Origin of the sequence: Kitasatospora sp. NPDC008050 (genome assembly GCF_042957465.1) — a bacterium.
GTDB lineage: Bacteria > Actinomycetota > Actinomycetes > Streptomycetales > Streptomycetaceae > Kitasatospora.
In genome coordinates this window covers 373804-389032 of the sequence record NZ_JBIBIJ010000002.1, presented here as the reverse complement: position 1 = coordinate 389032, position 15229 = coordinate 373804, and the positions used below count along the sequence as shown (strand labels likewise).

Here is a 15229-nt window from a genome sequence, read left to right as displayed (position 1 = left end):
TCAGGCCTCCTTCCGGGCGCGCCGACCCCGGCGCCCGCCGGACGGCGCACCGTGCTCGCCGTGCTCGCCGCGCTCGCTGTTCTCGGCGTGCTCGCCGTTCTCGCCGTTCGAGGCCTCGCCGTCCTCCGCCAGCGTGGCGTGCCCGGTCAGCGCCAGGAAGACGTCGTCCAGGGTGGGCCGGCGCAGCCCGATGTCGTCGATCTCGATCTCCCGCGAGTCCAGTTCACGGATCACGTCGGCCAGCACCCGGGCACCGCCGGTGACCGGCATGGTGATCCGCCGGGTGTTCTTCTCCACGCTGGGCTCGCCCACCGCGTAGCCCTTCAGCGCCGCCACGGCGGCGCCGATCAGCTCGGCCTCGTGCACCACCACCTCCACCCGCTCGCCGCCGATCTGCGCCTTGAGCTGGTCGGCGGTGCCGCGCGCGATCACCTTGCCGTGGTCGACCACCGCGATGTCGTGGGCCAGCCGGTCGGCCTCCTCCAGGTACTGGGTGGTGAGCAGCAGCGTGGTGCCCTGTTCGACCAGGCTCTCGATGACCTCCCAGAGCGCCAGCCGGTTGCGCGGGTCCAGCCCGGTGGTCGGCTCGTCCAGGAACATCACCGGCGGCCGCACCACCAGCGCGGCCGCCAGGTCGAGGCGGCGCCGCATGCCGCCGGAGTAGGTCTTGGCCGTGCGGTCGGCCGCCGCCGAGAGGTTGAACCACTCCAGCAGCTCCAGCGCTCTCGCCCGCGCCGCCCTGGCCGGCATCTGGTACAACTCGCCGACCATCTGCAGGTTCTCACGCCCGGTCAGATACTCGTCGACGGCCGCGTACTGGCCGGACAGGCCGATCAGGCTGCGCACCTGGTTGGGGTGGCGCAGCACGTCGAGCCCGGCCACCGTGGCGCTGCCGGAGTCGGGCCGCAGCAGCGTGGTGAGGACCCGCACGGTGGTGGTCTTGCCCGCGCCGTTGGGGCCGAGCAGGCCGAGCACCGTCCCCTCCGGGACATCCAGGCTCACCCCGTCCAGCGCTCGCACGTCGCCGAAGGTCTTCACCAGGTTCTCGGCCTGGATCGCTGGTGGCATCGGGCTGTCCCATCTGCTCGGAGCGGGCACAGGAGGGGCGGGCGCAGTACAGAACCACTGTCACCCGACCGGCCCCATCCGGCCACCCGGCCCCGACCGGCCGCCCTGCTCCGCAGACGCCGAGGGCGCCCCGGTCCCGCCCTGCGGACCGGAGCGCCCTCGCGCTCCCTCAGCTCGGCCCGACAGCGGGCCGGAGGGGATCAGCCCAGCGCGTGGGCCAGGTCGGCGACCAGGTCGTCGGCCGACTCGATGCCCACCGACAGCCGCACCAGGTCCGCCGGGACCTCCAGCAGCGAGCCGGCCACCGAGGCGTGCGTCATCCGCCCGGGGTGCTCGATCAGCGACTCGACGCCGCCCAGCGACTCGCCGAGGGTGAACAGCCGGGCCCGGTTGCAGACGTCGACCGCCGCCTGCTCGCCGCCCTCGACCCGGAACGAGACCATGCCGCCGAAGGCCTTCATCTGCTTGGCCGCCACCTCGTGGTTGGCGTGCGAGGCCAGACCCGGGTAGAAGATCTGGGTGACCTTCGGGTGCCGGGCCAGCAGCGCCACGATCTGCTCGGCGTTGGCGGTGTGCCGGTCCATCCGGACGCCCAGGGTCTTGATCCCGCGCAGCACCAGCCAGGAGTCGAACGGCCCGGCCACCGCGCCCATCGCGTTCTGGTGGTAGGCCAGCTTCTCGCCGAGCTCGGCGTCCGCCGCCACCAGCGCGCCGCCGACCACGTCGGAGTGCCCGCCCATGTACTTGGTGGTGGAGTGCACCACGACGTCCGCGCCCAGCGCCAGCGGCTGCTGGAGGTAGGGGCTGGCGAAGGTGTTGTCCACCACGAGCAGCGCGCCCGCCTCGTGCGCGATCTGCGCGACGGCGGCGATGTCGGTCACGCCGAGCAGCGGGTTGCTGGGCGTCTCCACCCAGACCGCCTTGGTGTTCGGCTTCAGTGCCTCGCGGACCTTCTCGGGGTGCTGGGTGTCGGCCACCGAGAAGTCCACGCCCCAGCGGGTCAGCACCGCGTTGAAGAGCCGGAAGGTGCCGCCGTAGGCGTCGTTGGGGATCACGATGTGGTCGCCGGGGGCGAGCACGGTGCGCAGCAAGGTGTCCTCGGCGGCCAGGCCGGAGGCGAAGGCCAGCCCGCGCTGCCCGCCCTCCAGTGCCGCCAGGCACTCCTCCAGCGCGGTACGGGTCGGGTTCGCCGACCGGCTGTACTCGTAACCGCCGCGCAGGCCGCCGACGCCGTCCTGCTTGTAGGTCGACACCTGGTAGATGGGAGGGACGACCGCCCCGGTCAGGGGGTCGGCTTCCTGACCCGCGTGGATGGCGAGGGTCTCGAAGCCCTGAGGGTGCTGGTGCTCAGTCATACGACCGAGCGTAGTGGCACCCGGACGGCCCGGGCGCGCTGTCGGCCCGACCCGGCCACCGGGGCGGGCCCGCGGCGGCGGAATCCCCGGCCCGGCCCGGGCGTTCACCGGACATGCTGTTCAACCGCCACAAGACCGCGCTCGTCACCGCCGACCAGGCCCTGCCCGGGCGTGCGGCCCCCGCCTTCACCCTGGCCGAGTCGCACACCGTGCTCGGCCACCCGCTGACCGGCCCGTACCCGCCCGGTCTCGAGGTCGCCGACTTCGGTCTGGGCTGCTTCTGGGGTGCGGAACGGACGTTCTGGCGCCTGCCCGGCGTCTGGACCACCCTGGTCGGCTACCAGGGCGGCCACACCCCCAACCCGACCTACGAGGAGGTGTGCAGCGGCCTGACCGGGCACACCGAAGCCGTGCGGGTCGTCTTCGACCCCGCGCTGATCTCCTACGAGACGCTGCTCAAGACCTTCTGGGAGGCCCACAACCCGACCCAGGGCAACCGCCAGGGCAACGACGTCGGCACCCAGTACCGCTCCGCCGTCTACACCCACTCCCCCGCCCAACTGGCCGCCGCCCACACCACCCGGGACGCCTTCCAGCCGGCCCTCACCCGCCTGGGCCTGGGCCCCATCACCACCGAGATCGCCCCCGCCGGCCCCTTCTATCCCGCCGAGCCCTACCACCAGCAGTACCTCTCCGACGCCAAGAACCCGGGCGGCTACTGCGGCCTGGGCGGCACCGGCGCCAGCTGCCCCATCGGCGTCGCGAAGACGGACGGCTGACCACGGTGACCGACCGGCGCGCCGCCCGCCCTCAGGGCAACTGCGCCAGGCGGATGCCGAACTCGCGGCGCAGGGCCGAGCGGGCGGCGAGGTAGCCGGACATGCCGTGGACGGCCGGGCCGGGCGGGGTGGCGGCGGAGCAGAGGTAGAGGCCGGGCAGCGCGGTGCGGTACGGGTTCCAGCGCACAGTGGGCCGCAAGAGCGTCTGCCGCAGGCTGATCGCGCCCGCGCCGATGTCGCCGCCCACGTAGTTGGGGTTGTACGCCTCCCACTGCGCGCCGGTGACCGTGCGGTGGGCCAGCACCGTGTCCCGGAACCCCGGGGCGTAGCGCTCGATGGCCGAGGTCACCAGCTCGTAGCGGTCCACCGGGTCGCCGTGCGGGACGTGCGCGTAGGCCCAGACCGGGCGGCGGCCACCGTGGGCCCGGCCCGGGTCGGTCACGGCGGGGTCGACGACCAGCACGAACGGGCTGGGCGAGAGCCGGCCGCGCGCGGTCAGGCTCTCGCCCGCGTAGAGCTGGGCCCGGGTGCCGCCCAGGTGGACGGTGCCGGCCTGGCGCAGGCCCGCGTCGGCCCACGGGATCGCCTCGCCGACCAGGTAGTCGACCTTGGCGGCGGCCGGCCCGTAGCGGTAGCGGGCCAGCTGTCGGGCGTACCCGCTCGGCAGCCGTGACCCGGCCAGCGCGAGCAGGCCCTTGGGGGCGACGTCGGCGAGCACCGCCTTGGCCCGCGGCAGCTCCCGCAGGTCGGTGACGGGGGTACCGGTGTGGATCACCCCGCCGAGCGCGGTGATGTCCTCGGCCAGGGCCTGGGCGATCGCCTGCGAGCCGCCACGGGCCAGCGGCCAGCCGCTGCCGTGGGCGAGGTGGCCGAGCAGCACCGCGATCGCGCCGGCGGCCGGCGAGGGCAGCCGCCCCACGCCGTGCGCGGCGACGCCCGCCAGCAGCGCTGCGGCCTGCTCGGTGCGGAACTGGTGGCGGGCCAGCCCGGTGCCGTGCCGCAGGATCCGCTCGGCCAGCAGCAGCGGGGTGGCCAGGTCGGTGGGCGGGGTGCGCAGGTCGGAGAGGAAGAACCGGACGACCTGGTCGCTGTGCTCGACCAGCGGCGCCATCAGCCGGCGCCAGGCCGGGCCGTCCGCCCCCAGCCCGGCCACCGTGGTGTCCAGGTCGTGCCAGGCCAGTGCGGCGGGCCCGGTGGGCAGCGGATGCCCGTAGGCCACCGGTGCCCGCAGCAGTTGGACGCCGTGCGCGGCCAGGTCGAAGGCGCGGAAGAAGGGCGAGGCGGCGCCCATCGGGTGCACCGCGGCGCAGATGTCGTGCAGCACCTGCGAATCGAACAGCGGCAGGCTGCGCAGGCCGCCGCCGATGGTCTCGGCGGCCTCGTACAGCTCCACCCGCAGCCCGGCCCGGGCCAGCGTGACACCGGCGGCCAGCCCGTTCGGGCCGGTGCCGATGACCACGGCGTCGGGCGCGCCACCGCTGCCGGTCCTGCCACCTGTGCGCATGAGTCGATCATAGGACCCGACCCGCTTGCCGCAGCCGGGAGTTCGCGGGGTGGGCCGGCCCTCGGGTCGGCCCACGGGCCGGCCCACCCCGCGGCTCAGCCGGCCCGCGGCTCAGCCGGCCCGCAGCGCGTCGGTCAGCCAGCCGAAGGCCGGGCCGAGCGCGGGCTGCGCGGGCCAGCCGTTGATCTGCCCGATCAGCTGCCAGTACCGCTCGTAGCGCGGGTCGTTGCCGTTCTCCATCCGCTCCAGCAGCCAGGCCCGGAACTCCGGCCCGTCCGGGCGCTCGAAGAACGCGGCGAAGGCGCCGGCCAGTTCGTCGAGCACCGGCCCTGCGACGGCCGCCGACGGGCTGATCCCGGCCGCCAGCGCCGCGCCGGCCCGGCTGACCACGAGGTCCACCAGCGCCTGGTTGGCCGCCACGTCCTCCTTGGCGCCCAGCGCGCGGTCGCCGGCCTGGTAGGCGGCCGCCTTGCGGACCCCGGCCCGGAACGCCGGGTCCTGCACCAGTTCGGCCAGTTCGACCCAGGCGTCGGTCTGCTCGGGGGTCGGGTCGTCCGGGAGCTCGGGCATCGCGGCGCGCATCTTGGCCACGAACTCGGGCCCCACGTCCAGCCCTTCGAAGGCCTCGTCGATGAAGTCGTTGATCAGGCGGCGGCGTTCCTGGTCGGTGAGCTTGGCGAGCTTGTGCATCAGTTCCATCTCCTCAGGTGTGGCCCCCCGCCGGGCCACCGCGCGCAGCACGGAGCGGCGCAGCCGCAGCGTGCGGATCTGCACGTCCAGGGCCTCGGCGTGCGCGGCCGCGACCTCGGCGACGGTGACCTCGCGGGCCAGCACCCGCTGGATGGTGGCGAGGTCGACGCCGAGGTCGCGCAGCGTGCGCACCAGGTCCAGGCGGGCCAGCGCGTCGGGTCCGTAGCGCCGGTAGCCGGCGGGGGTGCGGTCGGTCGGCGGCACCACGCCCGCGTCGGACCAGAACCGGATGGTCTTGACCGAAAGGCCGGTCAGACGGGCCAGTTCCCCGATCGTGCGCAGGGTGTCGTCGTCCATGGCCACCACCTTGGGGTCTCCCGTCACTGGAGACTCAAGCCTAGGAACACCCGGAGTGCGGCGGACACCCGGCCCGCGGCGGACACCCGCACTACAGCGCGCTGCCGGCCCTCCAGTCGGCCCAGGAGAGGTTCCAGTCGCTCAGGCCGTTGCCCGGATCGACCGTGCGGTCACCGGAGTTGACCACCTCCACCACGTCGCCGGCCATCGAGCCGCGGTAGAACTTCGCGCCGTCGGTGCCCGGGTCGCCCGCGCCCTTGACGTCGCGCAGCGCGATGCAGCCGTGGCTGGTGTTGGCGCTGCCGAAGGCCGAGGGCGCCGACCAGTAGTTGCCGTGGATGAAGGTGCCCGAGGTGGTCAGCCGCTGGGCGTGCGGCACGTCGGGGATGTTGTACTCGTCGCCGAGGCCGACCGTGGCGGAGTCCATCTTGGTCTGCTCGAAGCGCTCCGAGATGACCATCCTGCCCGCCCAGGTGCGGTGCTGGGGCGAGCCGCCGATCACCTTGTAGACGGCGCTGACCTGGCCGTCGGTGGTCACCGTGAGGGTGCCGGCCGCGAGGTCGGCCACCGAGGTCTGAGCCCGGCCGACGGTGAAGCCCACGTCCTTGGACTGGGTGCCGTAGACGCCGGCGGCCCCCTGGACGTCCTTGAGCCGCAGCTTCAGGGTGACCTTGGTGCCCTTGGCCCAGTACTGCTGCGGGCGGAAGTCCAGCCGGGTGCTGGAGTACCAGTGGCCGACGATCTCCACGCCGGGCTCGGCGGTCACGGTGATCGCCTGCTGGACGGCCTTGCGGTCGGTGACCGGCTTGTTGAAGGTGATCGAGACCGGCATCCCGACGCCGACCGTGGAACCGTCCTCCGGCGTGAAGTAGCCGACGAAGGTGTTGGCGGGGGTGGCGGTGCTGAACGAGGTGTTGGCGTCCGTCTGCAGCTCGGCCCGGTCGGTGGCGACGGCCGCCACCGCGTACCGGGTGCCGCTGCTCAGCGGGTCGGTGCTGGCCCAGCTCTGCCCGTTGGCCGCGAGCTGCCCGGCCAGCTGCCTGCCGGTGGCGTCGGTGACCTTGACCGAGTCGAGCGTGCCCTCGGCCACGGTCACGGTGACCGGCTTGCCGAAGGCGGCGTTGGGGGTGCCGTCGGCGGGCGAGACGGTGATCACGGCCGCCGAGGTCTTCGGGGTGGGACTGGCCGCGCTCGACGAGCCGACCGTCGAGGAGCCGCCGCCCTTGCCGCCGCCGCACGCCGTGACCAGCAGGACCGGCGCGCCGAGCAGCCCGGCGAGCACCCCTCGCCGGCTCCAGGTTCCGCCGTCCGTGCCACGCTCCCGCTGCTCCTGTGTCACGTCTCCGTCTCCCTGCTGCCGATCCACATATCGGATATAACGACTCGATCCAGGGCGTACCGGTTCCCCCCGAAGAGGTTCAGATCGTATGAGATGGCGCGAGATTGTGCCAAAAATGGACATACCGCCCAGCTGACCGGCCGCTTGGCCGGTGCTGGACGGTATGCGCAGCGACGCGAGGGGAGTTACTCCACCTCGAACTCGTAGCTGTCCTCCTCCGGGTCGTACGCGACCTGCGCGGACTCCCAGGTGGCCTGCGTGAGTTCCACCCCGGGGACGTCGCCGAGCAGCGCGACCGGGTCGATGAAGTGGGCGAGCGAACCCGAGGGGTCCAGCTCGATCGCCTCGACGGACTGGGCGCGCTCCTCGTCGTCGAGGTACTCGTCGGACTCGACCTGGCCGAGCGCGGCGGCCTTCAGGGCGCCCTCGTCGGTGATCTCGGCGATCAGCTCGATGCTGAGGCGGACATAGCGGGGGGCGTCGGACTCTTCGACGCTGGTCTCTTCGGTGCTGGTCATGGGCCGAGCGTAGGCGAGAACCCGGCCGTTGACCCAAAACGGCGCCCGCCGGCCGCCCGGACGTGATGCCCGGACGCGATACCCGGACGCGACGCCCGGACAGGGCGAGCGGATCACCACCCGCCCGAACGCGGCGAGGGCCGGCCCCGGGTGAACCCGGGACCGGCCCTGCCGGTCGCTCCGCCCTGCTCCCCCACCCGGGAGCCGCGGAGCCGCGCCACGGACGGCGCGAGGTGCCGTGGGAACCGCCGCACCCTGCGGGCCGGCGCGAACCGGCGGGCAGGGGCGGGACGACGACGGCCCCCACGTGGGGCCCCTCCACCCGCGAACGGGCCCGGAGGGAGACACAGTGCACCGGATCAGGCCGGTGTCGTGTGTCCGATGGCCGCCGCGACCGGGGAGCCGCTCCCGGTCGCCGCTGCCATCACGCTCGGCGTTCTGCCGTGCGCACTACGATGCCGGACCGTTGTTAACCGGGTGCTGCGCGCAGATGACGCCGGTGTACCAGATGCTCCGAAAACGAACCATCAGGTAAACCGGCGTCACATCCGTCGGCAGCGCGGCCGTCCGCAGCGCAAGCACGGCGCGGCGCGGCTGCCGCGCCGGTGGATCAGCGCCCGGCGCGCCCGGCCATGAAGGCCAGCAGGTCCTGGCGGGTCACGATGCCCTGCGGCTTGCCGTCCACCAGCACCACGGCGGCGTCGTTCGCCTCCAGCACGCCCATCAGGCCGGTCACCGACTCGCCCGAGCCGACCACCGGCAGCGGCTTCGACATGTGCTGCTCCAGCCGCTCGGTGAGCTGCGCGCCGCCGCTGAGCGCCTCCAGCAGGTCGCGCTCGGCCACCGAACCGATCACCTCGCCGGCCATGATGTCCGGGTGCCCGGCGCCCGGCGAGACCACCGGCATCTGCGAGACGCCGAAGTCGCGCAGCACCTGCACGGCCTCGCCGATCGTCTCGCCCGGGTGCATGTGGACGAACTGCGGGATGCCCTCGTGCTCGATGGCGTCCTTGCGGGCCAGCACCTCGCCGATGTGGGCCTCGTCGGCGGCGGTGGGCAGGAAGCCGTAGTCGGCCATCCAGTCGTCGTTGAAGATCTTGGACAGGTAGCCGCGGCCGCCGTCCGGCAGCAGCACCACGACCACGTCGTCCGGGCCGAGCCGCTTGGCGACCTCCAGCGCGGCCACCACGGCCATCCCGCAGGAGCCGCCGACCAGCAGGCCCTCCTCCTTGGCCAGGCGGCGGGTCATCTGGAAGGAGTCCTTGTCCGAGACGGCGACGATCTCGTCGGCCACCGTGCGGTCGTAGGCGGTGGGCCAGAAGTCCTCACCGACGCCCTCGACCAGGTACGGACGGCCGGTGCCGCCGGAGTAGACCGAGCCCTCCGGGTCGGCGCCGACCACCTGCACCTTGCCGTCCGAGGCGTCCTTCAGGTAGCGGCCCGTGCCGGAGATGGTGCCGCCGGTGCCCACGCCCGCGACGAAGTGGGTGATCTTCCCCGCGGTCTGCTCCCACAGCTCCGGGCCGGTGGAGTGGTAGTGCGAGGCCGGGTTGTCCGGGTTCGAGTACTGGTCCGGCTTCCAGGCGTTCGGGGTCTCCCGGACCAGGCGGTCGGAGACGTTGTAGTACGAGTCGGGGTGCTCGGGGGCCACCGCGGTCGGGCAGACCACGACCTCGGCGCCGTAGGCCCGAAGCGTGTTGATCTTGTCAGTGGACACCTTGTCCGGACAGACGAAGATGCACTTGTAGCCCTTCTGCTGGGCCACGATCGCCAGCCCCACGCCGGTGTTGCCACTGGTCGGCTCGACGATGGTGCCGCCGGGCTTGAGTGCGCCCGAGGCCTCCGCGGCCTCGATCATCCGCATCGCGATCCGGTCCTTGACCGAACCGCCGGGGTTGAAGTACTCGACCTTGGCCAGCACGGTGGCCGAGATGCCCTCGGTGACCTTGGTCAGCTTCACCAGAGGGGTGTTTCCGACCAGATCGATGATCGAATTGTGGTACCGCACGGGGATCCTCCCGGTCTGTGGCCATGGCAGTTCTTCGGTGATCCAAGCCTATGGCTCCAGATGGTCGACGCCGCCCGATAGCGCGAACCCATCCAGGGGTATGGACGCAGTGGCCCCGCGCGCTGTACCTGGTGCGGGGTCGCAGGCTGGACCGGTCCCGGACACCGCGGGTGACCGGATGGACGCGAAGGGGGTTGCCGGATGCCAGGGTCGCAGCAGTCGAGGGCGCGGGTCGCCCGCCGGATCGCCACGGCCGCGGCGTACGGCGGCGGCGGGCTGGGCCTGCTGGGCGCGGGGCTGGCCGGGTTGCTGATCACCGAGAGCCGGCTGGCGGTGCGCGCGGTCGGCCTGCTGGAGGGCGACCCGCCGCGGGCCGACGGCGTCTACGGGGACGGCCTGGCCGACCAGAGCACCGCCGGGCAGGAGCCGCTGGTCCTCGCCTTCCTCGGCGACTCCACCGCGGTGGGCCTCGGGGTGCGGCGCAGCCGGGAGACCCCGGGGGCGCTGCTGGCCACCGGGCTCGCCGCGGTCGCCGAGCGGCGGGTCAGGCTGGTCAACGTCGCGGTCTCCGGCGCCCGTTCCGACGACCTGGCCCGCCAGGTGCGCCTCGCGCTGGCGGCCCGCCCCGAGGTCGCGGTGATCATCATCGGCGCCAACGACGTGACCCGGCACACCCCGGCCGCCCAGGCGGTGCGGCAACTCGGCGAGGCGGTGCGGGACCTGCGGATGCTCGGCTGCGAGGTGGTCGTCGGCACCTGCCCGGATCTGGGCACCATCAAGCCGGTCCGGCCGCCGCTGCGCTGGCTGGCCCGGCGGGTGAGCCGGCAGCTGGCCGCCGCGCAGACCATCGCGGTGGTGGAGGCCGGCGGGCGCACCGTCTCGCTCGGCTCGCTGCTCGGGCCCGAGTTCGCCGCCCGGCCCGAGATGTTCGCCTCCGACCGCTTCCACCCCTCCGCACAGGGCTACGCCACGGCCGCGATGGCGGTGCTGCCCTCGCTCTGCGCCACGCTCGACCTGTGGCCCGAGGCCGCCGACGAGGAGCCGGCCGCCCGCCGCGAGGCGGTACTGCCGATGGCGGTGGCCGCGGCGACGGCGGCCGGGCGCTCGGGCACCGAGGTGGCCGGCGCCTCGGCCGGGGCCGGCGGCAGCCGCTGGGCGCTGGTCAAGCAGCGGCTGCGGCTGGCCCTGCCGCAGCCGACGGCGGCCGCAGCGACGGACGACGCCGTGCCGGCCCTCGACGGGGAGTCGGACAGTTCACACCCGGACACAGATGACGTAAGCGCTACTTGGGAGTAACTTTCCTCTCCGTAGTCGCCGGACACGCACCCAGGAGCCGTCATGCCCGAAGCCGTCATCGTCAGCGCCGCCCGTTCGCCGATCGGCCGGGCCTTCAAGGGCTCACTGAAGGACGTCCGCCCGGACGACCTGACGGCGCAGATCATCGCCGCGGCGCTGGCCAAGGTCCCGGAGCTGGACCCGCGCCAGATCGACGACCTGATGCTCGGCTGCGGCCTGCCCGGCGGTGAGCAGGGCCACAACCTGGCCCGGATCATCGCGGTCCAGATGGGCATGGACTACCTGCCCGGCACCACCATCACCCGGTACTGCTCCTCCTCGCTGCAGACCACGCGGATGGCGCTGCACGCGATCAAGGCGGGCGAGGGCGACATCTTCATCTCGGCCGGCGTGGAGACCGTCTCGCGCTCGATCAACGGCACCTCGGACGGGATGCCCAACACCCAGAACCCGGTCTTCGCCGACGCGGTGGCCCGCACCGCCAAGCGCGCCGAGGAGGGCGGCGGCGAGTGGCACGACCCGCGCGAGGACGGCCTGCTGCCGGACGCCTACATCGCGATGGGCCAGACCGCCGAGAACCTGGCCGCGCTCAAGGGCATCACCCGGGCCGACCAGGACGCCTTCGGGGTGCGCTCGCAGAACCTGGCCGAGGCCGCGATCAAGGCCGGCTTCTGGCAGCGCGAGATCACCCCGGTCAGCACGCCGGACGGCACCGTGGTCTCGGCCGACGACGGCCCGCGCGCCGGGGTCACGCTGGAGGGCGTCCAGGGCCTCAAGCCGGTCTTCCGCCCCGACGGCACGGTCACCGCGGGCAACTGCTGCCCGCTGAACGACGGCGCCGCGGCGCTGGTCATCATGTCCGACACCAAGGCGCGCGAGCTGGGCATCACGCCGCTGGCCCGGGTGGTGTCGACCGGTGTCTCGGCGCTCTCCCCCGAGATCATGGGCTACGGCCCGGTGGAGGCCTCCCGGCAGGCGCTCAAGCGGGCCGGGCTGACCATCGACGACATCGACCTGGTGGAGATCAACGAGGCCTTCGCGGCCCAGGTCATCCCGTCCTACCGGGACTTGGGCATCGACCTGGACAAGCTGAACGTCAACGGCGGCGCGATCGCGATCGGCCACCCCTTCGGCATGACCGGCGCCCGGATCACCACCACGCTGATCAACTCCCTGCAGTGGCACGACAAGCAGTTCGGCCTGGAGACGATGTGCGTGGGCGGCGGGCAGGGCATGGCCATGGTGATCGAGCGGCTGAGCTGAGCCGACTCCCGCCCGACGCTTGCCGGCTGATTCACGGCTGACACCCGTTTGGCATAACACAGCGTAATTGAGGGCCAGATCACCCCGCGGGGTCCGATCTGGCCCTCAAGTCGTCGTTCCGGTCATCGATTTCGACTCCCCGCAGTCACGCAACCGCGCAGCGTACACCAGCAGACCTCGGGATTTTTGGACAATGACCAACGTCACGGACATTTCGGACATCTTCCACTGCAGCACCACCCACCCATACGGCAGTGTGGAGACGTTCCCCCGTTCCACTCCGCGCGAGGAGTACGTTCCGTGAGCGCCGTCTACGTCACCCTGCTGCTGATCCTGATCGCCGTCTCGTCGGCCGTCCTGCTCCAGGTGCGCGCCCTGCGCCGGCTGACCGCCGCCCGGCTCGCCGCGCCCGCCTCCGCGCCCGCCTCCGTTGACGAGGACGCGATACGCCGCGCCGTCACCGCCGCGCTGGCCGCCGACCGGGAGCGCGAGATCACCGAGGCCCGGGCGTTCTGGGCCGAGCAGGAGGCCCGCGCGGCCGAGGACGACCCGCTGCTGGACACCCCCTTCGCGGGCACGCCGGGCGAGTTGGGGCACGGCCTGAGCGGTCTCAGCGGCCTGGGCCCGGTGGAGACCTGGCCGATCTTCTTCCCGCGGCCCACCGGCCCCGAGGACGCGGCGGACAACGCGGGCACCATGGACCCGGCGTTCGGCGAGGCGCTGCGCTCGGCGCTGGAGGACATGATCAGCGACAGCGGCTCGCTGGCCACGCCCGGCGCCCCGGGCGGCCACCCGGCCGGCCACCCCAACCACCCCGGCCACACCAACCACCCGGGCCACCCCGGCCACCCCGGCCACCCCGGCCACCCCGGCCACCCCGGCCACCCCGGCCAGCCCATGCCGAACAGTGACGGCAACGAGGCCCGCGCCGCGCGCGAGGCCGACCTGCTGGCCACCGGACTGGAGGCGGGCCTGCTCGACCCGGACCCGGCCGCCGAGGCCGAGCCCGCCACCGCCCCCGACCCGCGCCGCCACCCCTCGCACCCCGACTTCGTGCCGAGCCAGGCCCCGTCCCGCGAGTGGACCGACACCCGGCTGACCGCGCTCGCCGAGGAGCGGATCGCGCTGACCGACGTGCGCCCCGGCCCGCTCGGCACGCTGGACGTCTACGCGTTCGCCGACGGCACCACGCTCTGCGTGGCCCCGGGCGACCGGGAGGCCGCCTACCGCCTGATCGACGCGGTCCGGGCCGGCGAGGACGTCCGACTGCTCGGCGGCTCGCGGTTCTCCGGCTCGTACTCGCTGACCTTCTCCACCGACGAGGAGGCCGTCTACGTGCTGGCCGACCGTGTGGTGGCCAGCATCTGACGACCCGTCGGACCGGGCCCTCGGACAGACCCTAGGACGCCGCCCACCGGCGGCCCGCCGGCCTCAGCCGCACAGCGCGCCGACCTCGGCGACCGCCGCGGCGGCCCGGGCCAGCAGCTCGGCGCCGTCGTCGGGCCCGGCCGGGAACGGCGAGGGCGTGACCAGCGCGGTGACCAGGTCGTGGCCGGCCACCGTGAGTTGGTCGCCGACCGCGAAGACGCCGGCGTCCGGCACGGTCCGGACCGGTGCCGCCGTTCCCTCCTCCACCCGCTGCGCCGCGTCGGCCAGCCGCTGCGCCAGCGCCAGCGCGGCGGCCGCGCGGGAGGCGTACCCGGGCACCGCACCGAGCAGCCGGCTCTGCGGCATCGCACGGAACCGATCCGCCAGCCGCTCGACGGACTCCACGAACGCGGCCAGTGCCTCTTCACCCATGCCGGGAGCCTAACCTCCCGCCCACGCTCCCCCGGACGCGCCCGGGGCCCCACCCCGCAGTGCGGAGTGGGGCCCGGTGCCACGCCGTTCGGCCCGGTGTCGGGCCGCCGACGACAAGCCCTAGTCGTCGCCGCGCAGGATGGCGATCAGCCGCAGCAGCTCCAGGTAGATCCAGACCAGCGACAGGGTCAGCCCGAAGGCCGCCCGCCAGGACTCCCGCCGCGGCGCACCGTCGCGGATCGCCTGCTCCACCGCCGCGAAGTCCAGGGACAGGAAGAACGCGCCGAGGCAGATCCCGACCAGGCCGACCACGATCCCGAGCGGCCCCGAGTTCAGGCCCAGTGAGGCGCCGAACAGCGAGGCCACCAGGTTCACCAGCATCAGCAGCACGAAGCCGAGCGCGATCGCCAGGCCGACCCGGGCGTACCGCTCGGTGACCTTGATCCGGCCCGTCCGGTAGGCGATCAGCATGCCCGCGAAGACCGCGGCCGTGCCCAGCACCGCCTGGATCGCGATACCCGGCAGAAGTGTGTTGAAGCCCTTCGTCAGGGCGCCCAGGAAGAAGCCCTCCAGTGCCGCGTAGAGCAGCACCAGCGCCGGATTGACGCTGCGTCGGAAGCTGACCACCAGCCCCACCGCGAGCGCCGCCAGCGCGGCCACCCCGGCGATCCGGAAGCCCGCCGTGGGCAGCGCGAACCAGGCCACCGCGCCTGCCGCCACCACCGTGAGCAGCGTCAGCGCGGTGCTGACGACCACGTCGTCGATGGTCATCCGGCCGGTGGCCCGCGGCCCGGCGGCCGGGGCGGCGTACAGCTCCTCCAAGTGCTCGGCCGTGAGCGGCCGGTCGTCCTGCCCCACGCCGCCGCGCCGCGTGCCGAACCCGGCGTATCCGGTGTCTCGGCTGAACGATCCCTCCCGCGAAAAGACCGGGTTGCTGCTCCTCATGCTCTTCCTCCCAGGGCGGCACGTCACCACCCGCCGGGCCAATGGTAATGCGTTGGTAAAGGAAACGGCATGATCCGCGAAAGCGTTCCCGGGCAGCACGAAGAACCCCCAGGTCGGTGGGCCGGCCTGGGGGTGCGTCATGCTGGCTGATCTAAGTCGTCCTGCGGGTGGTGCCCGGAGCCGGACTCGAACCGGCACGGCCTCGCGGCCAAGCAGTTTTAAGCTGCCCGTGTCTGCGTTCCACCATCCGGGCGGGGACCACTGGGCCCGTGTGTGGGCTACCCCTGAGCCTAGTCGTCCCGATCCC

13 protein-coding genes and 1 tRNA gene are annotated in these 15229 nt (G+C 73.3%); 4 read left to right on the top strand and 10 right to left on the bottom strand.

Annotation, left to right across the window (positions count from 1 at the left end; all coding sequences use genetic code 11):
- Both ACFZB9_RS05190 and ACFZB9_RS05185 read right to left on the bottom strand, forming a co-directional pair.
- The gene (locus ACFZB9_RS05190) at window positions 1-1068 is read right to left on the bottom strand and encodes an ATP-binding cassette domain-containing protein (RefSeq protein ID WP_391443731.1); all 1068 of its coding nucleotides are present in this window, start codon (window positions 1066-1068) and stop codon (window positions 1-3) included.
- A gap of 200 nt (window positions 1069-1268) precedes the next feature.
- On the bottom strand, window positions 1269-2423 hold the full coding sequence (locus tag ACFZB9_RS05185; protein WP_391443730.1) for a cystathionine gamma-synthase: 1155 nt from the start codon (window positions 2421-2423) through the stop codon (window positions 1269-1271).
- Between the two features lie 113 nt (window positions 2424-2536).
- Between ACFZB9_RS05185 and msrA the strand changes: the two genes are divergently transcribed.
- Window positions 2537-3202 (top strand): peptide-methionine (S)-S-oxide reductase MsrA, encoded by a 666-nt coding sequence (msrA, locus tag ACFZB9_RS05180; protein ID WP_391443728.1) that lies wholly within the window; start codon window positions 2537-2539, stop codon window positions 3200-3202.
- Between the two features lie 31 nt (window positions 3203-3233).
- On the opposite strand, the gene ACFZB9_RS05175 is transcribed toward msrA, so the two are convergent.
- The 5 genes from ACFZB9_RS05175 to ACFZB9_RS05155 all read right to left on the bottom strand — a co-directional run bounded on the left by ACFZB9_RS05175 (window position 3234) and on the right by ACFZB9_RS05155 (window position 9618).
- Window positions 3234-4706, bottom strand: a complete 1473-nt coding sequence (locus ACFZB9_RS05175) for a phytoene desaturase family protein (protein ID WP_391443726.1) — start codon at window positions 4704-4706, stop codon at window positions 3234-3236.
- Between the two features lie 111 nt (window positions 4707-4817).
- Window positions 4818-5753: a MerR family transcriptional regulator gene (locus tag ACFZB9_RS05170; RefSeq protein ID WP_391443724.1), complete on the bottom strand. Its 936-nt coding sequence runs from the start codon at window positions 5751-5753 to the stop codon at window positions 4818-4820.
- 91 nt (window positions 5754-5844) lie between these two features.
- Complete coding sequence (locus ACFZB9_RS05165; RefSeq protein ID WP_391443722.1) at window positions 5845-7092, bottom strand: Ig-like domain-containing protein; 1248 nt, start codon at window positions 7090-7092, stop codon at window positions 5845-5847.
- Between the two features lie 185 nt (window positions 7093-7277).
- Complete coding sequence (locus ACFZB9_RS05160; protein WP_391443720.1) at window positions 7278-7610, bottom strand: hypothetical protein; 333 nt, start codon at window positions 7608-7610, stop codon at window positions 7278-7280.
- A gap of 610 nt (window positions 7611-8220) precedes the next feature.
- The gene (locus ACFZB9_RS05155; protein ID WP_391443718.1) at window positions 8221-9618 is read right to left on the bottom strand and encodes a cystathionine beta-synthase; all 1398 of its coding nucleotides are present in this window, start codon (window positions 9616-9618) and stop codon (window positions 8221-8223) included.
- 201 nt (window positions 9619-9819) lie between these two features.
- Between ACFZB9_RS05155 and ACFZB9_RS05150 the strand changes: the two genes are divergently transcribed.
- The 3 genes from ACFZB9_RS05150 (at window position 9820) to ACFZB9_RS05140 (ending at window position 13545) form a co-directional block, all read left to right on the top strand.
- Window positions 9820-10914 carry an SGNH/GDSL hydrolase family protein gene (locus ACFZB9_RS05150; protein WP_391443717.1) on the top strand — a complete coding sequence of 365 codons (1095 nt, stop codon included), beginning with the start codon at window positions 9820-9822 and terminating at the stop codon, window positions 10912-10914.
- Between the two features lie 42 nt (window positions 10915-10956).
- Window positions 10957-12177, top strand: a complete 1221-nt coding sequence (locus tag ACFZB9_RS05145) for an acetyl-CoA C-acetyltransferase (protein WP_391443715.1) — start codon at window positions 10957-10959, stop codon at window positions 12175-12177.
- Window positions 12178-12477: 300 nt separating this feature from the next.
- Entirely contained in the window at window positions 12478-13545 is a 1068-nt protein-coding gene (locus tag ACFZB9_RS05140) for a hypothetical protein (RefSeq protein WP_391443713.1), read from the top strand.
- Between the two features lie 63 nt (window positions 13546-13608).
- Here the strand turns inward: ACFZB9_RS05140 and ACFZB9_RS05135 are convergent, their stop codons facing one another.
- The 3 genes from ACFZB9_RS05135 to ACFZB9_RS05125 all read right to left on the bottom strand — a co-directional run bounded on the left by ACFZB9_RS05135 (window position 13609) and on the right by ACFZB9_RS05125 (window position 15175).
- Window positions 13609-13977, bottom strand: a complete 369-nt coding sequence (locus ACFZB9_RS05135; protein ID WP_391443711.1) for a hypothetical protein — start codon at window positions 13975-13977, stop codon at window positions 13609-13611.
- 120 nt (window positions 13978-14097) lie between these two features.
- A complete protein-coding gene (locus ACFZB9_RS05130; protein WP_391443709.1) occupies window positions 14098-14922 on the bottom strand; it encodes a Bax inhibitor-1/YccA family protein in 825 nt (274 codons plus the stop codon).
- A 168-nt stretch (window positions 14923-15090) separates the two neighbouring features.
- Window positions 15091-15175 (bottom strand) — tRNA-Leu (locus ACFZB9_RS05125).
- Window positions 15176-15229: the final 54 nt, after the last annotated feature.